20 protein-coding genes are annotated in these 26,124 nt (G+C 71.0%); 12 read left to right on the forward strand and 8 right to left on the reverse strand.

Features of this window, described 5'->3' with window-relative positions; genetic code table 11:
- Window positions 1–53 precede the first annotated feature (53 nt).
- The gene (locus QSK34_RS11880) at window positions 54–2,936 is read right to left on the reverse strand and encodes an endo-1,4-beta-xylanase (protein ID WP_285583190.1); all 2,883 of its coding nucleotides are present in this window, start codon (window positions 2,934–2,936) and stop codon (window positions 54–56) included.
- A 12-nt stretch (window positions 2,937–2,948) separates the two neighbouring features.
- Window positions 2,949–4,319 (reverse strand): glycoside hydrolase family 5 protein, encoded by a 1,371-nt coding sequence (locus QSK34_RS11885; RefSeq protein ID WP_285583192.1) that lies wholly within the window; start codon window positions 4,317–4,319, stop codon window positions 2,949–2,951.
- Between the two features lie 157 nt (window positions 4,320–4,476).
- Between QSK34_RS11885 and QSK34_RS11890 the strand changes: the two genes are divergently transcribed.
- On the forward strand, window positions 4,477–5,505 hold the full coding sequence (locus QSK34_RS11890) for a LacI family DNA-binding transcriptional regulator (protein ID WP_030454448.1): 1,029 nt from the start codon (window positions 4,477–4,479) through the stop codon (window positions 5,503–5,505).
- Here QSK34_RS11890 and QSK34_RS11895 read toward each other — a convergent pair.
- The 3 genes from QSK34_RS11895 to QSK34_RS11905 are packed head-to-tail and all read right to left on the reverse strand — an operon-like array spanning window position 5,480 to window position 8,632.
- Window positions 5,480–6,337 carry a carbohydrate ABC transporter permease gene (locus tag QSK34_RS11895; protein ID WP_161478990.1) on the reverse strand — a complete coding sequence of 286 codons (858 nt, stop codon included), beginning with the start codon at window positions 6,335–6,337 and terminating at the stop codon, window positions 5,480–5,482. The genes QSK34_RS11890 and QSK34_RS11895 overlap by 26 nt on opposite strands.
- Window positions 6,334–7,335, reverse strand: a complete 1,002-nt coding sequence (locus tag QSK34_RS11900; RefSeq protein ID WP_285583196.1) for a carbohydrate ABC transporter permease — start codon at window positions 7,333–7,335, stop codon at window positions 6,334–6,336. The genes QSK34_RS11895 and QSK34_RS11900 overlap by 4 nt, the downstream gene beginning before the upstream one ends.
- Before the next feature lie 7 nt (window positions 7,336–7,342).
- A complete protein-coding gene (locus QSK34_RS11905) occupies window positions 7,343–8,632 on the reverse strand; it encodes an extracellular solute-binding protein (protein WP_285583198.1) in 1,290 nt (429 codons plus the stop codon).
- 229 nt (window positions 8,633–8,861) lie between these two features.
- Here QSK34_RS11905 and QSK34_RS11910 point away from each other — a divergent pair, with 229 nt between their 5' ends.
- The 6 genes from QSK34_RS11910 to QSK34_RS11935 all read left to right on the forward strand — a co-directional run bounded on the left by QSK34_RS11910 (window position 8,862) and on the right by QSK34_RS11935 (window position 15,166).
- The gene (locus tag QSK34_RS11910) at window positions 8,862–10,658 is read left to right on the forward strand and encodes an alpha/beta fold hydrolase (protein WP_285583201.1); all 1,797 of its coding nucleotides are present in this window, start codon (window positions 8,862–8,864) and stop codon (window positions 10,656–10,658) included.
- 250 nt (window positions 10,659–10,908) lie between these two features.
- Window positions 10,909–11,943, forward strand: a complete 1,035-nt coding sequence (locus tag QSK34_RS11915) for a Gfo/Idh/MocA family protein (RefSeq protein WP_285583203.1) — start codon at window positions 10,909–10,911, stop codon at window positions 11,941–11,943.
- Window positions 11,931–12,770, forward strand: a complete 840-nt coding sequence (locus tag QSK34_RS11920) for a DUF6807 domain-containing protein (protein ID WP_285583205.1) — start codon at window positions 11,931–11,933, stop codon at window positions 12,768–12,770. The genes QSK34_RS11915 and QSK34_RS11920 overlap by 13 nt, the downstream gene beginning before the upstream one ends.
- Window positions 12,758–13,396 (forward strand): cupin domain-containing protein, encoded by a 639-nt coding sequence (locus QSK34_RS11925; protein WP_161478985.1) that lies wholly within the window; start codon window positions 12,758–12,760, stop codon window positions 13,394–13,396. The genes QSK34_RS11920 and QSK34_RS11925 overlap by 13 nt, the downstream gene beginning before the upstream one ends.
- Before the next feature lie 181 nt (window positions 13,397–13,577).
- Complete coding sequence (locus QSK34_RS11930; RefSeq protein ID WP_285583208.1) at window positions 13,578–14,147, forward strand: copper resistance CopC family protein; 570 nt, start codon at window positions 13,578–13,580, stop codon at window positions 14,145–14,147.
- Window positions 14,144–15,166, forward strand: a complete 1,023-nt coding sequence (locus QSK34_RS11935) for a CopD family protein (protein WP_285583210.1) — start codon at window positions 14,144–14,146, stop codon at window positions 15,164–15,166. The genes QSK34_RS11930 and QSK34_RS11935 overlap by 4 nt, the downstream gene beginning before the upstream one ends.
- On the opposite strand, the gene QSK34_RS11940 is transcribed toward QSK34_RS11935, so the two are convergent.
- Window positions 15,147–16,268 (reverse strand): hypothetical protein, encoded by a 1,122-nt coding sequence (locus QSK34_RS11940; RefSeq protein WP_285583211.1) that lies wholly within the window; start codon window positions 16,266–16,268, stop codon window positions 15,147–15,149. The two genes, QSK34_RS11935 and QSK34_RS11940, sit on opposite strands and share 20 nt — an antisense overlap.
- Before the next feature lie 56 nt (window positions 16,269–16,324).
- On the opposite strand from QSK34_RS11940, the gene QSK34_RS11945 reads away from it, so the two are divergent.
- The 4 genes from QSK34_RS11945 (at window position 16,325) to QSK34_RS11960 (ending at window position 23,312) form a co-directional block, all read left to right on the forward strand.
- On the forward strand, window positions 16,325–18,616 hold the full coding sequence (locus QSK34_RS11945; protein WP_285583213.1) for a beta-glucosidase: 2,292 nt from the start codon (window positions 16,325–16,327) through the stop codon (window positions 18,614–18,616).
- Window positions 18,613–21,183 carry an alpha/beta fold hydrolase gene (locus QSK34_RS11950; protein WP_285583215.1) on the forward strand — a complete coding sequence of 857 codons (2,571 nt, stop codon included), beginning with the start codon at window positions 18,613–18,615 and terminating at the stop codon, window positions 21,181–21,183. The genes QSK34_RS11945 and QSK34_RS11950 overlap by 4 nt, the downstream gene beginning before the upstream one ends.
- Window positions 21,180–22,022, forward strand: a complete 843-nt coding sequence (locus QSK34_RS11955; RefSeq protein ID WP_285583217.1) for an ABC transporter permease — start codon at window positions 21,180–21,182, stop codon at window positions 22,020–22,022. The genes QSK34_RS11950 and QSK34_RS11955 overlap by 4 nt, the downstream gene beginning before the upstream one ends.
- Before the next feature lie 186 nt (window positions 22,023–22,208).
- A complete protein-coding gene (locus tag QSK34_RS11960; protein WP_285583219.1) occupies window positions 22,209–23,312 on the forward strand; it encodes a terpene synthase family protein in 1,104 nt (367 codons plus the stop codon).
- Here the strand turns inward: QSK34_RS11960 and QSK34_RS11965 are convergent, their stop codons facing one another.
- Window positions 23,313–23,477 (reverse strand): hypothetical protein, encoded by a 165-nt coding sequence (locus QSK34_RS11965; protein ID WP_285583221.1) that lies wholly within the window; start codon window positions 23,475–23,477, stop codon window positions 23,313–23,315.
- A gap of 128 nt (window positions 23,478–23,605) precedes the next feature.
- Here QSK34_RS11965 and QSK34_RS11970 point away from each other — a divergent pair, with 128 nt between their 5' ends.
- Window positions 23,606–25,705 (forward strand): ATP-binding protein, encoded by a 2,100-nt coding sequence (locus tag QSK34_RS11970; protein ID WP_285583223.1) that lies wholly within the window; start codon window positions 23,606–23,608, stop codon window positions 25,703–25,705.
- On the opposite strand, the gene QSK34_RS11975 is transcribed toward QSK34_RS11970, so the two are convergent.
- Window positions 25,702–26,088 (reverse strand): ankyrin repeat domain-containing protein, encoded by a 387-nt coding sequence (locus QSK34_RS11975; protein WP_285583226.1) that lies wholly within the window; start codon window positions 26,086–26,088, stop codon window positions 25,702–25,704. The two genes, QSK34_RS11970 and QSK34_RS11975, sit on opposite strands and share 4 nt — an antisense overlap.
- Between the last annotated feature and the right edge of the window lie 36 nt (window positions 26,089–26,124).

Here is a 26,124-nt window from a genome sequence, read left to right on the forward strand (position 1 = left end):
CCCCGCACGCTGCGGAAGGCGGGGCCCGGTGCCAGAACCTATTGGACCATGCACTACTTACCGAGCCGTAGCACTCCCCATCGCGCCGTGGACAGATAGCTCTGTCCGGTCGGGTCGTGCCAGGTGACCGCCGCGGTACGGGCCGCGCCGGTGGCGTCGTTGATCTGCACGTCGAAGCCGAGCACCCGGTCGCGCGACAGGGTCACCGTCGGCAGCTTGATCGCTGCCTCGACGACGTAACCGGTGGAGGTCCGCGACACGGCGCTCGTCAGGTTGCCGCGGATCGCGAAGGCGTCGAAGGTGCCGCCGATCGACTCGGCGCCGGTGAAGGAGATCCGGTACTGGCCGTCGTCGTCGTCATAGCCCTTGGTCTTGTTGTTCCCGGGGTCGACGAAGATCTCGACGCTGTCCTCCTCCCACACGTTCGGCGACTCGTCGCTGAGGACGGGGTCGGTGACCTTCGCCAGGACGTACAGGACACCCGAGGGCGACCACAACGCCCGGACCTTGGCCGTGGCGCCCGACGTGCCCTGGATCCAGGTGCCGGTGTCGACCGGGGTGGCCTTGTTCCAGACCGCCTCGGCGACGCCGTCGACCACCGGGGTCTCCTTGGGCGCGGTGAACTCCTTCACCTCGGGGACGAACGTCAGGGTCCCGCTGTAGACCGCGTCGGGGCCGGTGGCGGCGTCGTCGACGGTCAGGTCGAGGGTGGTGGCCGAGCCGGACGGCAGCAGGGCCTCGGCCTGCCAGCCTCCGTCGGTCTTCTTGGTGTGCGCCTTGAAGCCCTGGGCGTGGGTGCCGCCGCGCTGGATCTTGTACGTCCCCGACCCGAGCTTCAGCGTCAGGGAGTCGGTCCTGTCGTCGGTCGCGTCGGTGACGTCCGCGAAGACGTACACCCCCGAAGGAGCCTTGCGCAGCTGGAAGGAGGCCGACACGGCCCCGACCCGGGCCACGGGCTGGTCCGGCTGCCGGTCCCACTGCGGGTCGCGCTTGCCGTCGACGGTGACCGTCCCGGCCGGCACGACCAGCGCGAGCCGCGACGCGGGCAGCTTCGACGGGTCGGCGATACCCCAGAACGCGGGCTTGGCCTGGAGTTCGTCGTCGAAGGGCAGCGGCGCGTTGACGCGGTTGATCGGGAAGGTCGACAACCAGGTCTCGTCGTCGGCCACGCCCCAGATCGTCACCGACGACAACTTCGCGGCCTGGCGGCGGAAGACGTCGAAGATCTCCTTGTAGCGCCGTCCCTGCTGGGCGAGCACCTCGGCGGGCACCGTCGGGTAGGTCGACACGAAGTCGGTGTAGACCGACACGTCGAGCTCGGTGACCTGCTGCTCCACGCCGAGGGTCGCGAACCGTTCGATGGTGTCCTCGATGAAGTACGCCGGCGGCTGCTCGATGTTGACGTGGAGCTGGTGGCCGACGGCGTCGATCGGCACGCCCTCGTCGCGGAGCTGCTTGACGACCTTGTACATCGCCTCCCGCTTGCGCGGGAACTCGGTGTTGTAGTCGTTGAAGACCAGCGTCGCGGCGGGGTCGACCTCGCGGGCGACCCGGAACGCGGTCCGGATGTAGTCGAGGCCGGTGATCTCGAACCACGGCGAGCGGCGCAGGCCGTCGGGCTGGTTCTCGTCGATGACCTCGTTGACGACGTCCCAGGTGCCGATGCGGCCCTTGTAGCGGCCCATCACGGCGCGGATGTGGTTCTCGACGCGCTGGAGCAGGACCTCCTTGGTGGCGCCCTCGAAGACCCACGCGGGGGTCTGGCTGTGCCAGACGAGGGTGTGGCCGCGGAACTCCAGGCCGTTGCCGGTGGCGAAGTCGACCAGGGCGTCGCCCTCGTCGAAGGTGAACTGACCTTCGGCCGGCTCGGTCGCGTCCCACTTCAGCGCGTTGCCGGGGGTGACGCTTCCGTAGTGCTTGTCGATCAGCTTGGCGTGCTCCCCGAGAGTGGCGCCGCGGTGGAAGGCCGCGCCGAGTGTGAAGGGCACGGTGTCCTTGAGCGAGGGGATGTCGGTCTGGATGGGTTTGGGCTCGACGTACTCCAACGTGAAGTCGTCCATCTCGAACGGCAGCACGCCCTCGGCGGACTCGACGTAGACGCTCAGGAAGTCGACGTCGTGGGCGAGGGTGTAGGTGCCGGTCAGCCGGGTCCAGCCGGTGACGGACGCGGGGGCGACGACACGTTCGTAGGAGGGCGTGCCGTTCTGCCGCCGCTCGATCGACAGGCCGAGCGACTGCGCCTCGGCGCTGCGGACCCAGACCGACAGCGTGTACTTGGAGCCCTTGGCCAGCTTGCCGAGCACGTTCAGCGACGGCCCGTCCCAGGAGGCCTGCCGGTTCGTGACGGCGAGCCCGAAGGCCCCGGCGTGCGCCGCGGCGCCCGACGCGGTGAGCGCCGCCCCGCCGCGCGGGTTCCAGCCCTGCGCGGTCCCCGTCTCGAAGTCGGTGGACAGGCCCGACTGCGTGGGGTCACCGTCCGACGTGACGACGATGTCGTCGACCGTGAACTCGGCCGTCGCGTCGGCGCTCTCGAAGTAGAGGTTCAGGGTCGAGTCGGCCGAGTAGCTGTACGACCCGGACAACTCGGTGAACTCCCCCGGGGCGGACGTCGCCGCGCCGACCCGCTCCCAGGTGGTCGAGCCACCCGCCGGGGTGCGCTCGACGGTCAGCGCGACCGCCCCGGAGACGCGGGCGGTCACGGTGTAGGTGACGCCCTTCTCGAAGGGCGGGGTGATCTGGGCGCCCATCCAGTTCTGCGTCCGCCCGGTGACGCGCAGCGCGCCGGAGGAGGTGTCGAGCACGACCCCGTCTCCGCGCGGGCCCCAGCCCTGCGCGCCGGAGGAGAAGTCGTAGGTGGCGATGGTGGTGACATCCGCCCTAGCCGGGACGGCCAGGCATAACAGGAGGAGCAGTATGGCCGTCGCGGCTCGGAACATGAGGGAGGTCTCCTAGTGCAGGTTCTCGTGGAGCAGGTCGAGCAGGGGCTGACGCCGGGCGCAGGAGGCGAGCGCGAAGGAGTCGGCCAGGGCCAGCAGCTCCTCGTCGGAGCGGCCGCGGAAGACCTCGGCGTACTCGGGGACGAGCGCCTGGGCGATCATGATGTGCCGGATGAGGTCGTCGATCTGGTAGCGCGCGCCCCAGGGGTAGGGGTCCCAGGAGGGGAACTCCGCCTCCATGAACTGGTGCAGCGGCGCCAGCTCCCCGGCCATCTCCTCCATCGTCGAGCCCCACCGGTCGGCCCCGAGACGGCCCTTCTTGGCGATGAAGTCGCCGAAAACTCCGATGTAAGGTTCACCGGCCGTCACGAGTCCCTGGAGACCGACGTCCTTGTACGTCCAGAGCGACCACCCCGCCGAATGCGCGTCGAAGATCTCGAGCTGGTCGCGGAGGATCTGGTAGCGCTGCGCGTCGACCTCGGGGTTGCCGGTGTAGACGGGGCCGAACTCGCCCACCCAGATGGGGGTGCCGGTCTCCCGCTGGAACACCGTGCGCCTCTCGAAGGTGGCCTCCAGGGTCGAGCGGTCGACCCATTCGCCGCGCGTCTCGCCGGGGTAGGGGCCGCCGTGCGCGAAGCCGGCCAGGGCGTAGTCGTGGCAGACGAAGACCGTGTTCTCGTACACCTCGCGGAAGATCGAGAAGTCGGTCGAGTAGGTGTTGCCGTCGAGGAACAGCACGTGGCCGGGGTCGACCGCGCGGATCGCCTTGACCAGGCGGTCGTAGAAGGGGCCGACGACCCGGCCGTGCACGTCGCCGGGCTCGTTGATGGGGTTGTAGCCGGCCACCCACGGGTTGTCCTTGTAGCGGTCGGCCATGGCCTCCCACAGGTGCACCGCGCGGTCCTGGAACTGGCGGTAGCGCCAGAAGGAGGCGATGTGGGTGGGGTTGTCGGAGTGCCAGTGCTGGTTCTGCGCGCCGGGCAGGGCGTGCAGGTCGATGACGCTGTAGATGCCGCGCTCGCCCAGCAGGCCGATGACGCGGTCGAGGTGGCGGAAGCCGTGTTCGATGATCTCGAACGGGCGGTCGTCCGACTCGAAGTGGTGGTAGTTGACCGGGATCCGGACGCAGTTCATGCCCAGGTCCCGTAAGAGGTCGGCGTCCTCCGGGCCGAAGAACGAGGTCAGCAGGCGGTCGAAGAACAGCTCCGAGCGCTCCTCACCGAGCACCTCGCGGACGGCCGCCCGCATGGTCGACTCGTTGGCCGAGTAGCCGGTGATGAAGTTCTCCATGTTGAGCCAGCCGCCGAGCCCGACGCCACGAAGGCGCACCGGACGCCCGGACGGGTCGACGAGGTGAGATCCGGACACGCGCAGGTCGGGCATCGCTTCCCCTTGAAAGTTTCGGACTGTTACCGAATATTTCGCAAGCCGCAGCATAGATATCCAGCTCGCGCACCGTCAACAAAGAGCTGGGAGCGCTACCACCGGGAATGACGCCCCAGGTACGCGTACCCGAAACCTTTCGGATACACTTCCGGCCATGCCAGCGAAAAGGCGGGTGACGATCGCCGTAATCGCCCAAGAGGCGGGTGTGTCGGTCCCCACGGTGTCCAAGGTCATCAACGGTCGCCCCGAAGTCGCGCCGGAGACCCGGCAGCGGGTGGAACGGCTGCTGCACAAACACGGCTACCAGCGCCGCGTCAGCCCCGGCGACGGCCCCGTGGGGCTGATCGACCTCGTGTTCGCCGAGATCGAGAGCCCCTGGGCGATGGAGATCGTGCGGGGCGCCGAGACGGCCGCCCGCGAGGCCGAGGCCAGCGTGGTCATCTCGGTCCTGCACACCCACGCCGGCCCCGGCCGCGACTGGCTGGAGCGCATCGCCGCCCGCCGCACCGACGGCGTCGTCGTCGTCGCCTCGCGCCTGTCGGCCGGTCTCCAGAACCAGCTCGCGGCCCGGTCGATGCCCTTCGTGGTGGTCGACCCCGAAGGGGAGCCGGCCGGTGGCGTCGCCTCCGTCGGCGCCACCAACTGGCACGGCGGCCTGGCCGCCACCCGGCACCTGCTGGAGCTCGGCCACCGCCGGATCGGGATGATCGGCGGCCCGGCCGACATGTTGTGCAGCCGGGCCCGCATAGACGGCTACCGCGCCGCCCTGGAGACCGCCGGGGTGCCCGTCGAGCCGGGCCTGATCCGCTACGGCAGCTTCCTGGCCGACGCCGGGCACGACCACGGTCATGCCCTGCTGTCGCTGCCCGACCGTCCGACGGCCATCTTCGCCGGCAGCGACATGCAGGCCTTCGGGGTGTTCGAGGCGGCCCGGCAGCGCGGGCTGCGCGTGCCCGAGGACCTCAGCGTGGTCGGCTTCGACGACCTGCCGCTGGCCCAGTCGGCGTGGCCGCCGCTCACCACGGTCCGCCAGCCGCTCCAGGACATGGCCGCGCTGGCCACCCGGATGGTGCTGGCGATGGGCCGCGGGGAACACCCCGAGGCCCGCCGGGTCGAGCTGGCCACCGATCTGGTGGTCCGCGAGAGCACGACGCCGATCACCCTTTCGTCGCCCCCGCAGTGAGGCCGCCGATGAGCTGCCGCTCGGCGACCGCGTAGAAGGCCAGCGCCGGGATCATCGCCAGGACCACGTACGCGAGGATCTTGGCGGTGTCGGCCGAATACTGGCCGCTGAACTGCTGCACGCCCACGGGGAGCGTCCACCACACCTTGTCGTTGAAGACCACCAGCGGCAGGAAGAAGTTGTTCCAGCTGTTGACGACGGCCAGCACCGACACCGTGGCCAGCGCGGGGCGGGCCATCGGCAGCAGGATCCGCCAGAAGAACCCGAACGGCGAGCAGCCGTCGAGGATGGCGGCCTCCTCCACCTCGTGCGGGATCGACCGGAAGAACGAGCGCAGGATGATGATCGTCAGCGCCAGGCCGAAGGCGGCCTGGGGCAGGATCACCCCGAGCGGGTTGTTCAGCAGGCCGAAGAACCGAAGGATGATGAACAGCGGCAGGATCGCCACCGCGAACGGGAACATCAGCCCGGCCGCGAAGATGGTGAACAGGAACTCCCGGCCCCGGAAGGCGAACCGGGCGAACACGAACGCCGCCAGCGCCGAGACGGCCACCGTGACCAGCGCCGTGCTGAGCGCGATCAGGGAGCTGTTGAAGACCTGCCGCCAGAAGTCCGACGACGCCAGCACGTTCGTGTAGTTCTCAGGTACCCACGGTGCCGGCAGGCCGATCGGGTTGTTGGCGAGCTGCGGGTTGTCCTTGAAGCCGCCCAGGATGCCGTACACGATCGGCACCAGCACGAACACGCCGATGACGATGACGATCGTGTGCAGGGCGATCGGCCGGGCGATCCTGGCCGGCGTGGTCCGGCGTTCCCGCGCGTGGACGCTCATCTGCGGCCACCTCCCATGGTCGTGGTGGCCCCGTCGAGGTCGCGCTTGAGCACGAACCGCTGGTAGCCGATGGCGAAGACCAGGCTGAGCAGGAACATCACCACGCTGATCGCGCTGGCGTAACCGACCTGGAAGCGGTTGAAGCCGATGTCGTACATCGTCACGCCGAGCGTCTCCGACGCGTGCACGGGGCCGCCCCCTGTCAGCACGTACACCAGGTCGAAGAGCTGGATGGTGCCGATCACCGACAGGAAGATCGTGATCCGGATCGTCGGGCCGAGCAGCGGCAGCGTCACGTAGCGGAACACGTGCCAGGGGCCGCAGCCGTCGATCTGGGCCGCCTCGGTGAGCTCCTTGGGGATGCTCTGCCGCCCGGCCAGGTAGAGGATCACGTAGAACCCGAAGTACTTCCACGTGATGACGATGAACAACGAGAACATGACCGTCTCGGGCTCGGACAGGAAGCTGGAGGTCCCGAGTCCGAGGAAGCCGAGGACCTCGTTGGCCAGCCCGCGCTCCGGCGACAGCAGCATGCTGAACAGCACGGCCGCGATGACCTCGCTGAGCACGTACGGCGCGAAGAACAGCAGCCGGTAGAGGGCCCGCAGGCGCATCTTCTGGTTCAGCAGCAGCGCGATGGCCAGCGCCAGCGGCAGCTGCACCACCAGCGACAACACGATCAGGAGCGCGCCGCGCCGCAGGTCGCCGAGGAAGATCTCGTTGTCCAGCAGCCGGGTGAAGTTGTCCAGCCCCACGAAGTTCGTCGGCAGCAGGCCGAAGCCGTTCCACTTGAAGACGCTGGAGTACATCGCCAGCAGGATCGGCGCCAGCACCAGCAGCGAGAACAGGATGACGCCGGGGAGCAGGAACAGGATGATGGTGATCCGCTTCCGCGCCTTGCCCCGGTTCTTGCTCGCCCGGGGCTGCGGCGGGGGGACCAATCGTCGCGGGACCGGAGAGGCCGCGACGGCGCTCTCCGGTCCTTTTGTCGTCTTCACGCCGCGACTACTCCGCCTGCGCGGTCTCGGTGATGGCCTTGACCACTTCTTCCGGCGACTTGGTCCCGGCGATCAGCTCGGCCACGCTGTCGTTGACCTGCGCGCCGACGGCCGGCGGGTAGGCCTGGTCGAGGTAGAGCTGGAAGCCGGTCGCCTTGGCCAGGACGTCGACGACCATCTTGCCGCGCGGGTCGGTGACGGCGTCCTCGGTGCCCTTGACGACGGGCAGGAGGGCGCCGGTGGCGATCTCCTTGCGGGCGTTCTCGGCCGACAGGATGAACTTCAGGAAGTCGGTGGCCTCCTTCGGGGCGTCCACGCCGACGGCGAAGCCGCCGCCGCCGCCGAGCGCCTCGGTGGCCGCGCCCTTGCCGCCCTCGACCGCGGGGAAGGGGAAGAAGCCGAGCGCCTCGCCGAGGTCACCGGCGGTGTCCTTCTGGACGGTCGGCGCCCACTGGCCCATCAGCTCCATGGCGGCCTTGCCGCCGCCCATCGCGGCGGCCTGGCCGTCGGGGGTGTCGTAGGGGGCGCCGAGGAAGCCGTTCTGGAACGGCTTGAGGTCGGCCAGTTCCTTGAGCTTCTGCCCGGCGGCGATGAAGTCGGGGTTCTCGAACGACTTGGAGGTCGCCGCCTCCTGAAGGGCGGGCAGACCGGCGATCCGCATCGCGAGGTAGGTCCAGTAGTAGTGGCCCGGCCACTTGGCCTTGCCGGCCAGGGCGATCGGGGTGATGCCGGCGTCCTTCAGCTTCTTGACCGCGTCGAGGAACTCGGTCCAGGTCGCGGGCGGCTGCTCGATGCCGGCCTTCTTGAAGAGGTCCTTGTTGTACCAGAAGCCGACCATGCCGATGTCGTAGGGGACGCCGTAGGTCTTGCCGCCTAACTGGTACGGCGCGAGGGCGGCCGGGTTGAAGGTGCCCGACCAGTCGGCGATGTCGGCGGTGATGTCCTTGGCGATGCCGCCGTCGGCCTGCTGCTGGAGCACGCCGCCGCCCCACGTCTGGTAGATGTCGGGGCCTTCGCCCGACTGCGCAACCGTGGTCATCTTGGCCTTGAAGGCCTCGTTCTCCAGCGGGTTGATGTTGATCGTCACGTTCGGGTGGGCGGCCATGTACTCCTTGGCCATCGCGTCCCACACCGGCAACATGGGCTCGATGTTCTGGATGTGCCACCAGTCGATGACGACCTTCTCCTGCGCCGCCTGGCCCCCGGCTGCGGGCGCTTCCTCGCTCGGGGATGAGCAGCCCGCCAGCAGCAGCGCGGCGGCAGCCGCCGTCACCACTGCGCGTCGTGTCAGCGACATATCGGTGGTTCCTTCCGTCCTGGGAATGGACTCCAAGAAACTTTCGATGAAATTCCGATAGTTTCCCTTGATGGCACGGAGGTTACATCGCGTTTTCCACGGGATCAACGGCCGTTGTGGAGCTGTTACTCGGCCCTTGCCGCTAGGGTTCTGCCGTGGTCCGGGCGGAGATCACGTGAAATCGCGTGCGATCCCCCATCAAGTGCGGATTTGGCAGTGAGGTTGACGGGTGCCCGGATGGAAGACGGCGGTGAGCCTGATCGCGGCTTCCGTCACGCTCATGGGACTTTCAGCTCCCGCGTCCGCACGGGCGCGCGCGGACATGGAGGAGCGGCCCTGCCCGGTCGCCGTGCCGGAGGGCACCACGTGCGGCTACCTCCTGGTGCCCGAGCGGCGCGACGCCTACCAGAGCGACACGATCAAGGTGGGCTACGCGATCAGGAAGGCGGCCAGCCCGGCCGGTGAGCCGGTGGTCTTCATGAGCGGCGGCCCCGGCTCGGCCTCGATCCCGCTGACCGAGCTGATCACCTCGATCGCGCCCGACCGCGACGTCGTGGTCATCGAGCAGCGCGGCGGGCGGTGGTCGGAACCCCGCCTGGAATGCCCCGAGATCGTGGACGGCATCCTGAAGGACCTCGCGCCGCCCACCGCCGTCACGGCCAGCCCGAGCCCCAGCCCCATGCCGATCACGGCCACCCCCGCGCCCGCGCCCAACGGGGCGATGGGGCTGGCGGCCCGCACGTGCAAGGCGCGGCTCACGGTCGACCTGCGGGGCTACCGCACCCAGGAGATCGCCGCCGACGTGGTCGAGCTGCGCCGCTCGCTCGGCTACGACAAGTGGACCCTGTTCGGCGTCAGCTACTCCACCCGCGCGATGCTGCTGGCCGCCGCGATGGACCCCGACGGTGCCAAGTCGCTCGTGCTCGACTCCTATCTGCCCGAGCGCAGCCAGTGGTACGACGAGGCCCCCGCCGCCCTGCGGAGCACCCTCGACCGCCTCGGCGTGACCGCCCGGTTCGACCTCGCCGTCCGGAACCTCAACGCCGACCCGGTCACCCTCGCCACCCGCGACCCGCTCACCCGCCGTCGCGTCATGGTCCGGCTGACCGGCGACGACGTCGCCACCCTGCTGGCCGAGTCGTTCGCCGACCCCGAGGCGCTGCCGATCCTGCCGGCCTTGATCGACGGCCTGGCCGGCGGCCACACCGACCTGCTCCAGCCGCTGGTCGACGGCGCCGGCGGCGCGCTGACCAGCCACGAGTGGGGCCTCTACTACGCCGTGCAGTGCCAGGACGAGGCGCCCGCCAACACCTTCGCCGACCGCCGCCTGTTCACCGCCGACAACGACGCGACGGTGTGCGCGGAGTGGCGGCTGCCCCCCTCCGGCGAGGAGGGGGCCATCACCCAGGCCCCGGTCCTGATCCTGGCCGGGCAGTACGACCCCACCACCCCGTCGGCGGCGGCGAGCCGGGCCACCGAGAACCTGCCGGGCGCGCGGTTCCAGGAGTTCGCGGGCGTCGGCCACGGGGTGTTCCTGGGCAGCGAGTGCGGCCGTCGCACGATCACCGCGTTCCTGGCCGACCCGGCCGCCCCCGCCCCCTGCGACGCCGCCACGCCTCCCCGGGCGACGATCGACCCGGCCTCGGTCCACTTCACCGGGGCCGCCTACACGGCCGCGGGGGCGCCGTGGGTGCTGGCGCCGCTCGGGGCGTTCGCGCTGCTGTCGCTCTTCCAGATCGCCGGGGGCGCGCTCACGGTGCGCCGCGACGGCCTGCTGACCCTGCTGGCCGGGATCACCGGCGCGGTCTTCTGCGCCATCGTGGCCTGGAGCGTGCTCTCGGTGGACGACGAGGTGGCCTTCGCCGTCGGCATCCCGCCGATCATCTTCTGGACCAGCGCGCTGGCGGTCGTGTCGACGGCCCTGTCGGTGGTGGCGGCGTTCCGCGAGCGGGCGCCGGGTGTGCTGATCCTCCCCGCGGCGACCGGGCTCGTCTTCACGGCCTGGCTCGTCGGATGGGTTCTCTGACTCTTTCCGGCAACCGTTTCCACCGCAGGGCGTTGACGCGCCCCGTGTGCAGCCTTTACGTTACCCGCAACGAAAAGTCTCGGTAATCTTATGAAACTTTCGGGAAACGGGTTTCCGCATGTTACGACGTCCTCCGGACGGAACCCCGGCCCTTGATCGCTCACGACGTTCGTCGTGAGGTGAGACGCCCGTGCGGGCGCCCCTGGGAGCGTGGGCGCCCGCGCGGGTCACAACCTGAAGGGATGGCCGGATGATCCGGGTCGCCGTCGTCGGGACCGGCGGGATCGCCGGCGTCTGCCACATGCCGGCGCTCCGGGCGGAGGCCGGCCGGGCCGAGGTGGTCGCGGTCGCCGACGTGGACCTGGGCCGGGCCTGGCGGTTCGCCCGTGAGCACGGCGTCCCCCACGCCTACTCGTCGGTGGCGGAGCTGCTCCAGCGCGAGCGCCCGGACCTGGTGCACCTGTGCACGCCGCCGGGCGTGCACGCCGTCCAGGCGATCGAATGTCTCAAATCGGGCGCTTGGGTGTGGATCGAGAAGCCCGCGTGTCGTTCACTTGCGGAGTGGGACGCCATCACCGCCGCCGAAGGGCCCGGCTACGCCTCCGTGGTCTCGCAGCACCGCTTCGGCTCCGGCGCCGTCCACCTGAAGGAGATCGCGCCGCTGCTGGGCCGCCCGCTGGTCGCCCAGTGCGTGACGACCTGGTTCCGCGACCACGACTACTTCACGGTCCCGTGGCGGGGCCGATTCCGGACCGAGGGCGGGGGCCCGACGGTCGGCCACGCGATCCATCAGATCGACGTCATGCTCTCGATCCTGGGCGACTGGGCCGAAGTGAGCGCGACGACCGCGACCCTCGACCGCGACGTCGAGTACGAGGACGTCGCCATGGCCACGGTCCGTTTCACCACCGGCGCGCTGGCCTCCGTCGTGACGAGCCTGCTGTCCCGCCGCGAGGAGAGCTACCTGCGCTTCGACTTCACCGAGGCGACCGTGGAACTCCGTCATCTGTACGGCTACCGCAACGAGAACTGGACCGCCACGACCGACCTGTGGCAACCCCCCGACGACCGCCCCAGCTCCCACGAGGCCCAGCTCGCGGCGCTGCTCGACGCCTACCAGAAGGACGAGCGCCCGCCGATGAGCGCCCGCCAGGGCCGCCAGGCCCTGGAACTGGCCACCGGCATCTACGCCTCGGCCCACCGCAGACGCCCCGTGACCCGCGCCGAGCTGACCCCCGACGACCCCTTCTACCACCGGCTGGACGGCGGCGCGTGGACGAGCTGATCTACGACGAACGCGGCGTGGAGATCCTGCGCTACGTCTACGACGACCGCGACACCGACGTCTTCGAGTCGCCCAAGCCCTACTTCCACCCGATCAGGACCCTCGACGGCGATCTGGTAAGCGCCTTCCGGCCGCACGACCACCGCTGGCACAAGGGCCTGGCGATGACGGTCTCCGACCTGTCGGGCCAGAACTTCTGGGGCGGCGGCACCTACGTCCGCGAGGCGGCGGGCTACGTCGACCTGCCCAACACCGGCACGATCCGGCACGACGGCTTCGAGGGTCCGGGCGTCCAGCGGCTGAGCTGGCACACCCGCGACGGGGAGCACTGGATCGACGAGCTGCGCGAGTTCCGGGTGACCGACGTCGAGGACGACTCGTGGGCGCTGGAGTTCGCCACGACGCTCCGCAACGTCCGGGGGGCCGGCCTGGTGTTCGGCAGCCCGACGACCAACGGCCGCCCGATGGCGGGCTACTGCGGCCTCTTCTGGCGCGGCCCGCGCTCCTTCGAGCACGGCGAGGTGATCGCCGAGACCGGAGAGGGCCCTGACATGATGGGCCGCACCTCCCGGTGGCTGGCCTACGTCGGCCGCCACGACGGCGTCGACCGATCGTCGACGCTGCTCTTCCAGGCCCCGGTCCCGGTGACGTGGTTCGTGCGGACGACGCCGTTCGCGGCGGTCAACCCCTCGATCGCGTTCGACGAGATTGTTAACCTGCCGCCTGGAGAGAGCATGCGGCTTGGCTACCGCGTCGTCGTCTGCTCGGGGGCCTGGGACCGGCCCCGGCTGGTCGCGTACGTGAAGGAGCACGCATGTTCGGCATAGGCGTCACCGCCCTGAGTGTCTACGAATGGCCCGGCGCCGACGGCCGCTGCGGCGGATCGCCGCATCTGCACACGTTGTGCGCGGAGGCCTACGTCGTGGTGGCGGGCAGCGGGTCGGTGCAGACCCTGACCTGGGAGGGCTACCACGAGACCCCGCTCGTGCCGGGGGTCGTGGTGTGGTTCACCCCCGGCACCGTCCACCGGTTAGTGAACGACGGCGGGTTGAAGATCGTGGTGGTGATGCAGAACAGCGGCCTGCCCGAGGCGGGCGACGCGGTGTTCACCTTCCCCAACGCGGTGCTGAGCGGCGACTACAACCGGGCCGCCGGCATGGCCCCGCGCTGGCGGCGCGATCTGGCGCTGGAGGGTTTCCGGCAGCTCAAGGAGGCGGGCCGGCCGGGGTTCGAGAAGTTCCTGGAGCACGCCGTGCGGCTCGTCGGCGACCGGCTCGACGACTTCGAGGACCTGTGGCGCGAGGGCCCGCTGAAGGCGGTGGAGGACACCGAGAAGCAGCTCGCGTCCCTGCGCCGGGGCGACTACGACTACCTGCGCGAGGCGCGCATCCAGGAGGCGTCCGGCGAGCCGCGCGACGGCATGTGCGGGCATCTGTTCACCTATCCCGGATAAGCGGGGCTTAAGAGCGGCTTAAAGCAGTACTATCAGTAAACTTTCTTAAAAGAAGACATTGACTCACCTGATCACGCGGCTTAGGTTCACGGTCATCGGGGCGGAACGACTCTGCCCGCCGAGGCGTCCGGGCCGCGTGAGAAAGGTGACGCTCACGCGGCCCGGGCTTACCCTGCCATTCGTGCGATTTCTCACCGTCCCGCTGGTCCTCCTGGCGGTCCTGCTGCTGCCGCTCCCGGCGTCGGCCCACAACGTCCTGAAGAGCAGCGACCCGGCCGACGGCGCGACCGTCTCCCGGCTCGACCGGGTGACGCTGACCTTCGACCAGCCGGTCCGCCCCGACTTCGCCAAACTGGCGCTGACGGGCCCCGACGGTGCGCGCTACGAGGCCGGCCTGACGGTCCGCGACGAGATCGTGACCGCGACGGTGAAACCCCTTCCCTCCGGGGGCGTGTACGTCATCGGCTGGCAGATCGTCTCCAACGACGGCCACCCGGTGACCGGGACGATCCGGTTCACGTACACCCCCTCGGGCGGGGGAACCCCGACGGGCGCCGCGGCGACGCTGGCGCCCGCGCCCGGCGCGGTGTCGGCCCCGATCCCGGCCGCCTCGGGCGGCAGCTGGGTCTGGGGCCTGCTGGTCTTCGCCCTGCTGATGCTGGCCCTGTCGACCTGGGTGCTGCACCGCCACGAGTCGCGCCCGCGCCGCGCCGGCTCGACGCCCCCCGCCCACGACCGGACCCTCGCATGACCCTTCTCGACTCCCGCCCCGCCGCCGTCGACCGGCGGCTGGGCGCGCTGCCCCTGGCGGGGCTGGCCGGCGCCGGGCTGACCGCCGTCGTGGTGGCCACGTGGGCCACCCTCCCCGAACCGCCCTTCGGGCTGCCCGCAGCGGGCCCCTGGGTCGAGTTCGGGCTCCCGGTGACCCGTTTGGTCCTGGACGTCGCCGCGCTCGTCACCGTCGGCCTCAGCCTCCTGCCGAAGCTGCTGGGGTTCGACCACCCGGAGGCCACCGAACCGGCCGCGTCCCGGGCCCGCCGCTGGGCGGTCTACTCGGCGATCGTGTGGGCGTTCGCGGCGCTGGTGGCGACGCTGCTGAGCGCCGCCGAGGTGATGCCCGACCGGTTCCCCGACGTCCCGCTGTTCGTCGACGCGATCGGCTCGGGGCAGGGGCTGGTGGTGAGCGCGGCGGCGGCCACGCTGAGCGCCGCCATCGGGATGTTCGCCGTCAGGTTCGGCGAGAAGGTGCCCGCCGAACTGCGGGTCGGCGCGGCCGTGTTCGGGCTGCTGCCGCTCCCGGTGACCGGGCACGCCACCAACTGGTACTGGCACGACCTGAGCATGGTCGCCATGGAGCTGCACGTCATCGGCGCGGCCCTCTGGACGGGCGGGCTGCTCGCGGTGGCGCTGCTGCTGGCCTCCGACCGCGAGCTGCTGGGCCGCACCCTGCCGAGGTTCTCGCGGCTGGCCACCACGGCGCTGCTCGTGGTCGCCGCCTCCGGCCTGTTCAGCGGGATCGTGGAGCTGCTGCTCTCCCCCGCCGAGGCGTTCCCCGCCTCGCTGGTGACGACCGAATACGGCCTGCTGGTGGTCGTCAAGACCGTGCTGGCGGGGCTGATCGCCCTGCTGGGCGCCAACATCCGGTTCCGGCTGCTGCCGGGGGTGGTCGCCCGCCGCCCGACCGCGTTCGCGGCCTGGGCGGCGGTCGAGCTGACCGTGCTGGGCCTCGCCTACGGCGTGGCCGTCGTCATCACGCGGACGGGCGGCTGAGCCGCCGGCCCACGAGTTCCACGACGAGCCACGCCACCGCCAGCCCGCCGATCGCGTAGGGCCACGCCCAGGGGGCGTAGGGCGGCGCGACGAGGTAGGCGTCCTGGAGCCAGAGCCCGCCGAACACGCCGCCGGTGACCAGCAGGGCCCCGACGACCACCCGCGCGTAGAGCACGGGGATCAGGAACGCCAGGTCGACGCAGACCGCGGCCAGCAGCAGGAAGAACGGGATCGCCGAGGTCGGGAAGCCCACCCCGGCCAGCAGCGGCCAGATCACCATCCGGTAGGCGACGTAACCGGCCGCGACCAGCGTCGCGGTGAACCGGTATCCGGTCGCCGCCCGCGCCGCCACCAGGATCGCCATGCCGACGATCCCGGCCCAGAGCGAGTAGACCTGGTCGGGCACCGGCAGCGCGAAGTTCTGCACGGCGATCAGGTCGACCGGCCGTCCGAGGTCCTCGGCGGCGAAGGCCAGCAGCGACGGCTCGGCCTCCGGCTCGCCGCGCACCCAGGCGGCCAGGCCGATCACGCCGTACTCCTGGTGCTCGCTCGGGAAGATCGCGTTCTCCAGGAAGAAGCCGAAGAGCGCCGCCAGCACGACGGTCCGCCGCCGGCCCGGGGGCGCGCCGACGTACCAGCTCCGGATCACCCCGGCGATCATGAACGCGGTGCCGATGAACAGCAGCGCGTGCGACGGGCTCCACGCGGTGATGTCCAGGCCGTTGATCCGGTGGTTGATCAGGTCGAGCGGGATGGCGACCAGGAAGGTGCCGGTCCCCCACAGGATCAGCCGCTGGGCCGCCCTGTCGACGCCGTAGCCGGTGTACCAGTGCACGATCGTCAGGCCGACCACGATCATCGTGCCGACCGTGTTGATCAGATGGGGCGGCGCGAGGTCGTCGCGCAGCCAGCGGAAGTGCCAGGACACGTCCCAGGACGCGCCGAGCACCTTGAGGCAGAACGCCACGATCCAGGCCGTGTAGAGCACCCGGAAGAGGTCGGGCGGGGTCGGGCGGCCCGGCAGGCCACGCGACCAGAGGGGCAGGCCCCAGGCCACGACCTGGCGGGGCACCCGCGTGAGCATCGTTGTTCCAGTCGCCACGCGCGAATTGTGCCGTTCTCTTTACTCGCGGCGCAATCAAAGGATGAGCTATCGCAATGGACCTCGATCGCAAAGCCGCCCTCATCGGCGGGCAGGACATGTGGACGCTCCCCGCCGCGCCCGAGATCGGGCTGCCCTCGCTGGTGACCTCCGACGGCCCCGTCGGGGTGCGGGGCGCCTCCTGGATGGCGGGCGACCCCGCCCTGGCGCTGCCCTCCTCCACCGCGCTCGCGGCCACCTGGGACGTCGGCCTGGCCCGCCGGGCCGGGGCGGCGCTCGCCGCCGAGTGCCGCCGCAAGGGCGTGCACGTGCTGCTCGCCCCGGCGGTCAACCTGCACCGCACCCCCTTGGGCGGACGCCACTTCGAGTGCTTCTCCGAGGATCCGCTGCTGACCGGGGAGATCGGGGCGGCGTACGTGACCGGGGTGCAGTCGGGCGGGGTCGGCGTGACGGTGAAGCACTTCGTGGCCAACGACTCCGAGACCGACCGGATGACCGTGGACGTCCGGGTGGACGAGCGCACCCTCCGGGAGCTCTACCTGGCGCCCTTCGAGCTGGTGGTGCGCAGGGCTGCGCCGTGGGGGGTGATGGCGGCGTACAACCGCGTGAACGGGGTGCCGATGTGCGAGCACGCCGAGCTGATCGAGGGCGTGCTGCGCGGCGAGTGGGGGTTCGACGGGGTCGTGATGTCCGACTGGACGGCGGCCCGCGACGCCGCCGGGTGCGCGCTGGGCGGGCTCGACTTGGCCATGCCGGGGCCGGCCAGCGTCTACGGGGAGCCGCTGGCCGCGGCGGTGCGGGCGGGACGCGTACCGGAGGAGCTCGTCGATCTGAAAGTGGCCCGGCGGAAGGCCCTGCACGCCCGCGTGGACCTCTCGGAGAGGGACGCGGAGGACGGGGCCGCGCTCGCCCGGGAGATCGCGGCCCGGTCGTTCACGCTGCTGACCAACGACGGCGTGCTGCCGCTCGCGCCCGCCGCCAGGGTCGCGCTGATCGGCGGCCTGGCCGCCGACGCCCGGATCATGGGCGGCGGCAGCACCTTGGTGTTCCCCGAACACGCCGTCTCGCCCCTCGAAGGCCTCAGGGCCGCCGGGGTCGACGTCGTCTTCAGCCGGGGCGCCGACGCGAGCGTCCGGGTGGCCCCGGCCGCGATGGCGGCCACCGCGACGGCCCGCGACAGGGCCGGCCGGGTGCTCGGCGAGTTCCCGCTCCGCGACGGCTCCTTCCTCTGGCTGGACGTGCTGCCCGTCCCCTACGAGGAGCTGCACACCGTCGAGATCAGCGGAGTGCTCGACGCTGCGCCGGGCTGGAACACGCTGGCCGTCGAGGGCACCGGCCGCTTCACCCTGGAGGCCGACGGCCAGACCCTCTTCGACGGGGTGGTGGGGCCTCCGGACGGCGACCCCATGGCCGCGTTCTTCCTCCCCCCGCAGCACGAGGTGCTCGCCGACCTGCCGGGCCCGGTCGTGGTCAGCCTGGTCCACACGGTGCGCCACCTGCCGGTCTCGCCGCCCTTCGTGGGCTTCGCCCTCTGCCACCGCGGCCCCCGTCCCACCACCGGCCGGATGATCTCCGAGGCCGTCGCGGCGGCGGCGGAGGCCGACGTGGCCGTGGTCGTGGTCGGCACCTCGAAAGAGGTCGAGAGCGAGGGCTTCGACCGCACGTCGCTGCGGCTGCCCGGCCGCCAGGACGAGCTCGTCGCGAAGGTCGCCGCCGCCAACCCCCGCACGGTCGTCGTGGTCAACGCCGGGTCACCGGTCGAGATGCCGTGGCGCGACGAGGTCGCCGCGATCCTGCTGACCTGGTTCCCGGGCCAGGAGGGCGGCCACGCCCTGGCCGACGTCCTCACCGGCGCCGCCGAACCCGGCGGCCGCCTCCCGACCACCTGGCCCGCCACGCTCGACGACTGCCCCGTGACCAACGTCACACCGGCCGACGGAGTCCTCACCTACGACGAGGGCCGCTTCATCGGCTACCGCGCCTGGGACCGTCACGACACCGCCCCGGCCTTCCCGTTCGGCCACGGCCTGGGCTACACGACGTGGTCGTACGACGGGATCGCCGTCGACGGCATGACGGTGACCGTCACCCTGACCAACACGGGCGACCGGCCCGGACGCGAGGTCGTGCAGGTCTACCTGGCCCCCGAGGACCCGGGCGACCGCCCGGCCCGCTGGCTGGCGGCGTTCACGACGTGCGAGGCCGGGCCGGGCGAGACGGTGCCGGTCACCGTGGAGATCCCCCGGCGGGCGGTGGAGGTCTGGACCGAGCACGGCTGGCGGGCCGTTCCCGGGGCGTATCGTGTCCTCAGCGGACTCTCAGCCAGCGCCGATATTCTCGCGATATGACGTTTCGCGGGGGCCGGCGCGGCCTCGCCGTGCTCGCCGCCGTGCTCGTGGCCGCCGCCGGGATCATCTGGATCGCCTGGCCGTCCGACGGGCTCCCCCAGGGCCAGGACGTGGTCATCCCCGTCGTCGACGGCCCGGCCGACGACCAGAGGGTGCTGATCGACGCCTCCTACTTCCCGCCCGAGGGCGGGGGCAGGGCGCCCGCGGTGCTGCTCGGGCACGGGTTCGGCGGCAGCAAGACCAGCGTCCGCGAGCAGGCCGGGCAGCTCGCCGAGCAGGGGTACGCGGTGCTCACCTGGTCGGCGCGCGGGTTCGGGCGCTCGACCGGGGAGATCGCGCTCAACTCGCCCGACTACGAGGTCAAGGACGTCCGGCAGCTCATCGACTGGCTGGCGAAGAAGCCCGAGGTGCTGCTCGACGCGGCCGGCGACCCGCGCGTCGGCATGGCGGGCGGCTCCTACGGCGGCGCGATCGCGCTGATGACCGCCGCCTACGACGCCCGCGTCGACGCCATCGCGCCCTCGATCACCTGGTACGACCTGGCCGACGCCCTGTTCCCCGAGGCGTCGGGGGCCGGTCCGGCCACGGGCGTGTTCAAGAAGATGTGGGCCGGGATCTTCTTCAGCGCCGGGGGGTCGGGGCTCAACCCGGCCTCGCAGGCCGACGGGCTGGCGCGGCTGCTGAACGGCTCCACCGGGCAGCCCGCGCCCGGCGGGGTCACCCCCGAGCAGGCGCAGTGCGGGCGGTTCCTGCCGGCGATCTGCGCGGTCTACCAGCAGATCGCCGCCACCGGGAAGGCCACCCCCGAGGCCGTCGACCTGCTGCGCCGGTCGAGCCCCGAGTCGGTCCAGGGCCGGATCAAGGTCCCGTCGCTGATCATCCAGGGGCAGCGCGACTCGCTCTTCCCGCTCGGCCACGCCGACCTGAACGCCAAGGCCATCGCCGCGACCGGCGCCCCGGTCGAGGTGGCCTGGATCGCCGGGGGCCACGACGGCGGCGACGCCGAGGCCGACTTCGTCCTCGCCCAGACCCTCAACTGGTTCGACGCCCACCTGAAGAAGGACGGCGCGGCCACCGGCCAGGGGTTCACCGTCTCCCGCGACGGCGGCCGCGACCCCGGCACCCGGCAGAACGTCCTGCTGCACGCCGAGGGCGCGGCCTACCCCGGCCTCGGCGGCACCGTGACGACCGACCTGGACCTGCTCGGCCCCGACCAGGAGGTGGCCACCCCGCCCGGCGGCAGCCCCGCCGCGATCTCCTCGGTGCCCGGCCTGAGCGGCCTGCTCGGCGGCGGCACGGGAGGCGGCGGGTCGGCCGGCGCCTCGCTCGACCTGCCCGGCCAGGTCGCGGTCTTCCAGACCCGCCCGCTCGACCGCACGCTCACGGTGACCGGTTCGCCCACCGCCGAGATCAAGGTGTACGGCGAGGGCGAGGTCACCCTCTTCGCCAAGCTCTACGACGCCGCCTCCGGCCAGCTCGCGGTGCTGCCGGGCGGCCTGGCCGCGCCGCTGCGCGTCGCCGCGACCCCGACCGGCACACCGGTCAGGGTCACCCTCCCGGCCATCGACCGGCGCGTCGAGGCGGGCCACGTGCTGCGCCTGGCGATCACCACGACCGACATGGCCTACGCGCTCCCGGCGCAGCCCAGCGTGCACAGGGTGGGCCTGGCCTCCACGACGCTGACGATGCCGGTCGACGCCGGTCTGGCCGCGCCCGCCCAGGGCCCCGCCTGGTGGACGTGGGCGTTCCCGCTCGCGTCGGTCCTGGCGGCGGCGGTGATCCTGCTGACCGGCCGTCCGCGCCGCGCCGCCGTGGCGCCCGACCCGGCGCTGGCCGAGGTGCCGCTGCAGATCACCGGGCTGGCCAAGCGCTACAAGAACGGCCACAAGGCCGTCGACGACCTGTCGTTCCGGGTCGAGAAGGGGCAGGTCCTGGGCCTGCTCGGGCCCAACGGCGCGGGCAAGACGACCACGATGCGGATGATGATGGGCCTCATCCACCCCGACGGGGGCGAGATCCGCATCTTCGGCGAGAAGGTCGTGCCGGGCTCGCCGGTGTTGTCGCGGCTGGGCTCCTTCGTCGAGGGCGCGGGCTTCCTGCCGCACCTGTCGGGCCGCGACAACCTGAAGCTCTACTGGCAGGCCACCGGCCGTCCCGAGGGCGACGCCCACCTGGAGGAGGCGCTGGAGATCGCCGGTCTCGGCGCCGCCGTCGAACGCGCCGTGCGCACCTACTCCCAGGGCATGCGGCAGCGCCTGGCCATCGCCCAGGCCATGCTGGGCCTGCCCGACCTGCTCGTGCTCGACGAGCCCACCAACGGGCTCGACCCGCCCCAGATCGCCGAGATGCGCCGGGTGCTGAAGGCGTACGCCACCGAGGGCCGGACCGTCATCGTGTCCAGCCACCTGCTCGGCGAGGTCGAGCAGACGTGCAGCCACGCCGTCGTCATGCACCGGGGCCGCCTGGTCTCGGCCGGTCCGGTCGCCGAGTTGCTGCGCCGGGGCGAACTCAACGGCTCCACCCGCCTGGAGGACGTGTTCCTCGACCTGATCGGAGAGAACGCATGACCGCGACCGGCTACGCGCCCGGGCGCACCCTCCCGCTGCGGGTCGAGTTCGTCCGCCAGTTCCGCCGCCGCCGCACGATGGTCATGTTCGGGCTGCTCGCGGCGCTGCCGTGGATCCTGGTGATCGCCTTCCAGTTCGGCCCGAACAACAACCGGAACGGCAACGGCCTGCGGATCTCCGACCTGGCCATGGAGGGCGGCCTCAACTTCGCCGCGTTCGCCCTGTCGGTCTCGGCGAGCTTCCTGCTGATGGTCGCGGTGGCGCTGTTCTGCGGCGACACCGTGGCCAGCGAGGCCAACTGGTCGTCGCTGCGCTACCTGCTGGCCGCGCCGATCCCCCGCGACCGCCTGCTGCGCCAGAAGCTGATCGTCGCGCTGACCTACTCGGCCGCGGCCGTCACGGTCGTGCCGGTGATGGCGGTGCTGGCGGGCACGCTGGCGTTCGGCTGGAACGACGTGCGGGTGCCCGGCACCGGCGAGGTCATCGCGGCCCTGGACGTGCTGCCGAAATTCGGAATCGTCATCCTGTACGCCATGGTCACCAACCTGGTCGTCGCATCACTGGCGTTCCTGCTGTCGGTGAGCACCGACTCGCCGCTGGGGGCGGTCGGCGGCGCGGTCGGCCTGGTGATCGTCAGCACCATCCTGCAGGCGGTGGAGGCCCTCGGCGGCCTGCGCGAATTCCTGCCGACCTTTTGGAACACCGCCTGGCTCGACGCCCTCGCCCCGGTCCCCGACTACAGCGGAATGATCAAGGGCACCGCCATCGCGGTCACGTACGCGGCCGTGCTGCTGGCTTTCGCGTTCCGCCGGTTCCGGCGTAAGGACGTCGTTTCCTGATTGACAGGCCTCCGATTTCGTGTAGGAATCGATGGGACAAAAAGCTCAATTAAGCTCTGACGCTTTAATTAAGCGCAATCAAGCCCACACAACGCACCGGGCCGAAAATTCCTGCGCACCCGGGACCGTGCCATCGCCGGTTCACTTTTGTCGCGCCCGGCCAGACGAAATCGGAAGGACCTGCTCGTGACCAGTGTCGTTTCGTCGCCCCGGTTGGATGTCCCCTCCTTCTACTGCCCCTTCCCGTACGCCATCTCCCCCGAGGCCGACGATGTGGACCGTGCCACGGTGAAATGGATGGACGACTTCGGCCTCTTCCGCTCCCCCGAACAACGGCAGTACCTCGCCGCCCAGCGCATCGGGCACTGCGCCGCGCTGGCGCTCCCGCACGGACGCGGAGAAGGGCTGCGCCTCGCGGCCGACTACGTCTTCTGGTTGTTCACCTTCGACGACATGTACTGCGACGAACGTGTCCATGAGATGTCGCTCGACGCGTTCGTGCAGTTCGTCAGCAAACTGACCCGCATCGTCGAGGCGCCCACCGCGCGGATCCTCACCGACGACCCGTGGGCCGAGGGCCTGCGGGACATCCGCTTACGGATGGAGCGGACCGCCACCCCGGTCCAGCTCGCCCGCTGGGTCGAGGAGCAGCGCAAGTACCTCTTCGGGCTGATCTGGGAGACGGCCAACCGGCTGGAGGGGCGGATCCCGCCCGTCGACGACTACGTGACCATGTGGCTGAACGCCAGCGCGTGCGGGGCCAGCGTGATGTTCGTGGACATCAGCGCCGGCTACGAGGTCAGCGCCGACGACATGGCCGACGCGAGGGTGCGGGCGCTCACCGAGATGGCCAACGCGATCATCGCGTGGGACAACGACCTGATCTCGTTCAACAAGGAGTCGTACCGGCAGCACCGTTACGGCTATCCGCAGATCCAGAACCTGGTCAGCGTGCTGACCTCGGGCGGCCTGTCGGTCGAGGAGGCCTCGGCCGAGGCGGTGCGCATGCGCGACCGCGTGATGACCCTGTTCCTGAAGGTCGGCGACGAGGTGCGCGCCGGCGCGTCACCCGAACTGGACCGTTACGTCTACGGCCTGGGCGAGTGGATCAGGGGCTACCTGGCCTGGGCGATGAGCACCGGCCGCTACCTGGACCCGCGCAACCCGACCGACCGGGCCGAGGCCGACCCCGTCACGATGCCGGGTACGTGGAAGGAGCGGGCCAGCGACGACCGCCTCGACCCGCTGCCGCTGCCCGCCATAACGTGGTGGTGGGACCAGCTTGCATGATCACCAATGGGGCGGACGGCCCTCGAGGAGACGGGCGTCGTCGTCGGACTCCCGCCACTCGCCCCATCCGTGATCGGTGTCGTCGATGGTCTGGTCAGGGAGCACCGGCAGGCCGTCGTCGGACAGGTCGACCGGGCGCAGTTCATCGGGCTGCGGCTCAGACATGGCTCCAAGCCTAGCGAAGGGCGGGAGCCGGATGAGGTATCTCCACCACGCTCCCCACGGCCAAAAGCTACTAAAGGTACGATGCCGGAGCAGGTGCAAGCCGGAACGCGACACCCCCGTGAGGCGGCATGGCGACCCCAGCAGGTTGGCGAAGAGACGGCAATCTCCCCGCGGAGCTCACCAGCTTCGTCGGGCGGTCGCGGCTACTGACCCAGATCAGACAGCGCATCCAGCAGTCGCGCCTGGTCACGGTGACCGGGATCGGCGGCGTCGGGAAGACCCGCACCGCCCTGCGCGTCGCCCATCAGCTGCGCCCGCAGTTCGACGACGGCATCTGGTACGTCGACCTGGCCCGCCTCCAGGACCCCTCGATGCTCCACCACACGGTCCGCACCGCGCTGGGCCTGGCCGACCAGTCGAGCCGCACCAGCGGCGACTCCCTGGCCGACTGGCTGGGCGACCGGACCGTGCTGCTCATCCTCGACACGTGCGAGCACATGGTCGAGGCGTGCGCCGAGCTGATCGAAGACCTGCAGAGCCGCAACCCCAACCTCAAGGTGCTGGCCACCAGCCGCCGGTCGCTGAACGCGGCCGGCGAGTCGGTCATCCCGATCCCGCCGCTGCCGGTGCCCGGTGACGACCCGGCCGAGTCGCCCTACAACAACGACGCCGTGGAGCTGTTCCGGCAGCGCGCCACCGCCGTGGTGCCCGACTTCACGGTCGAGGAGAACAACGTCACGTCGGTCGCCGAGTTGTGCGTGCGGCTCGACGGCATCCCGCTGGCGATCGAGCTGGCGGCGGTCCGGCTGCGGGCCCTGTCGGTCGACCAGATCCTCGGGCTGCTGACCGACCGGTTCTCGCTGCTGGCGGGCGCCTCCCGCACCGCGTTACCGCGCCACCAGACGCTCCGGGCCGCGATCGGCTGGAGCCACGAGTTGTGCGAACCGGCCGAGCGCCTGCTGTGGGCGCGGTTGTCGGTCTTCGCGGGCGACTTCGAGCTCGACGCCGCGCGCTACGTCTGCGCCGGCGACACGCTGCCGCCCGACCGCATCATGGACGTCATCACCGGCCTGGTCGACAAGTCGGTGCTGCTCAGCTACAACACCGTGTCGGGCCAGCGCTACCGCCTGATCGACACCCTGCGCCAGTACGGCGAGGAGTGGCTCGACAAGCTCGGCGAGACCGACAACCTGCGCCGCCGCCACCGCGACTACTACCTCCAGCTCGCCGAACGCGGCGAGCACGCCTGGTCGGGCCCGCGCCAGGTGCACTGGTTCGTCCGCATGCGGCAGGAGCACGACAACGTCCGCACGGCCGTCGACTACTGCCTGTCGGCGCACAGTGAGCACCGCATCGGCCTCGAACTGCTGTCGTCGCTCTGGTTCATGTGGGTGGCCTGCGGCTTCATGCGCGAGGGCCGCCACTACCTCGAACGTGCCCTGGGCATGGCGCGGCAGGCCAGCAAGGAGCGCTGCCGGGCGTTGTGGACGCTCGCCTACGTCTGCAACATGCAGGGCGACCACGACGGCGCGACCGAGGCGGCCGAGAAGTGCTCCTCGGAGGCGCTGGAGGTCGGCGACTCGGGCGCGGTGATCTTCGCGACCAAGATGCTCGGCACCAGCGCCATGCTGAAGGGCGACTTCAAGCGGGCCACCGCGCTGCTCGGCGTGGCGATCGAGTTCCACAAGAGCGGCCGGGAGCTCAACCCGGGCCTGCTCCCGGCGGTGGCGGAGCTCGCGCTGGTGCTCACCTACCAGGGCGACTACATGGAGGCCGAGACCCTCGTCCAGGACTGCCTGAAGATCTGCAACGAGCGGGGCGAGTTGTGGATCCGCTCCTACGCGGTCTGGATACAGGCCCTGATCGAGATCGAGACCGGCCGGCCCGAGCAGGTCAAGACCAGCGCCCGCGAGGCGCTGCGGATCAAGCGGCACTTCCACGACGTGCCCGGCGTGCTGCTGTGCCTGGAGACGATGGCCCGCCACGCCGCCTCGTCGGGCGAGGTCGCCCACGCCGCCTACCTGCTGGGCGCCTCGGAGCACAACTGGCGGGCCTCGGGGCTGGCCCAGCTCGGCTCGCCCTTCCTGAGCGACGACTTCAAGCGCACCATCAAGGAGTGCCGCGAGACCCTGGGCGTCGAGGAGTTCGACCGCCTGTTCACCGCCGGGCAGGCCCTGTCGCTGGAGGACACCATCGCGGTGGCCCTCGGCGAGCTGGAGTCGCTCTAGGCCTCTCCGAAGATCTCCAGGGCGGTCGTGTCGCCGAACATCCGCGCGGTGTCGGCGGCCGACGGCCGGCCCGCGTGGGGGTCGGCGCCCGCCTCGAACAGGGCCCTGACCACGTCGTGGTTCTTCTTGAACACGGCCCCGGCCATGGGCGACTGGCCCTTGTCGTTGGGCCGCCCGGGGTCGGCGCCGCGGTCGAGCAGGGCCCGCACCGTGTCGGCGTGGCCGTGGTAGGCGGCCAGCATGAGCAGGGTGTCGCCGTTCTCGTTGTGCAGGTCGGCCGGCACCCCGGCGTCGACGTAGGCGACCAGTTCGGCGGTCTGCCCGGCGCGGGCGTAGCCGAACAGCCGGGTGGCGAAGTCGACGAGTTCCTGATCCGGCTCCATGCGCCCTATTGTCCAACGGTAGGGTCCCCGAAACGG

Origin of the sequence: Herbidospora sp. NBRC 101105, from assembly GCF_030269205.1 — a bacterium.
Classification (GTDB): Bacteria; Actinomycetota; Actinomycetes; order Streptosporangiales; family Streptosporangiaceae; genus Herbidospora; species Herbidospora solisilvae.

Bases quoted from the DNA above. Each gene is read 5' to 3' on its own strand.
- QSK34_RS11880 (WP_285583190.1), bottom strand. From the start codon at position 2,936: ATGTTCCGAGCCGCGACGGCCATACTGCTCCTCCTGTTATGCCTGGCC.
- QSK34_RS11885 (WP_285583192.1), bottom strand. From the start codon at position 4,319: ATGCCCGACCTGCGCGTGTCCGGATCTCACCTCGTCGACCCGTCCGGG.
- QSK34_RS11890 (WP_030454448.1), top strand. From the start codon at position 4,477: ATGCCAGCGAAAAGGCGGGTGACGATCGCCGTAATCGCCCAAGAGGCG.
- QSK34_RS11895 (WP_161478990.1), bottom strand. From the start codon at position 6,337: ATGAGCGTCCACGCGCGGGAACGCCGGACCACGCCGGCCAGGATCGCC.
- QSK34_RS11905 (WP_285583198.1), bottom strand. From the start codon at position 8,632: ATGTCGCTGACACGACGCGCAGTGGTGACGGCGGCTGCCGCCGCGCTG.
- QSK34_RS11915 (WP_285583203.1), top strand. From the start codon at position 10,909: ATGATCCGGGTCGCCGTCGTCGGGACCGGCGGGATCGCCGGCGTCTGC.
- QSK34_RS11925 (WP_161478985.1), top strand. From the start codon at position 12,758: ATGTTCGGCATAGGCGTCACCGCCCTGAGTGTCTACGAATGGCCCGGC.
- QSK34_RS11935 (WP_285583210.1), top strand. From the start codon at position 14,144: ATGACCCTTCTCGACTCCCGCCCCGCCGCCGTCGACCGGCGGCTGGGC.
- QSK34_RS11945 (WP_285583213.1), top strand. From the start codon at position 16,325: ATGGACCTCGATCGCAAAGCCGCCCTCATCGGCGGGCAGGACATGTGG.
- QSK34_RS11950 (WP_285583215.1), top strand. From the start codon at position 18,613: ATGACGTTTCGCGGGGGCCGGCGCGGCCTCGCCGTGCTCGCCGCCGTG.
- QSK34_RS11955 (WP_285583217.1), top strand. From the start codon at position 21,180: ATGACCGCGACCGGCTACGCGCCCGGGCGCACCCTCCCGCTGCGGGTC.
- QSK34_RS11965 (WP_285583221.1), bottom strand. From the start codon at position 23,477: ATGTCTGAGCCGCAGCCCGATGAACTGCGCCCGGTCGACCTGTCCGAC.
- QSK34_RS11970 (WP_285583223.1), top strand. From the start codon at position 23,606: ATGGCGACCCCAGCAGGTTGGCGAAGAGACGGCAATCTCCCCGCGGAG.
- QSK34_RS11975 (WP_285583226.1), bottom strand. From the start codon at position 26,088: ATGGAGCCGGATCAGGAACTCGTCGACTTCGCCACCCGGCTGTTCGGC.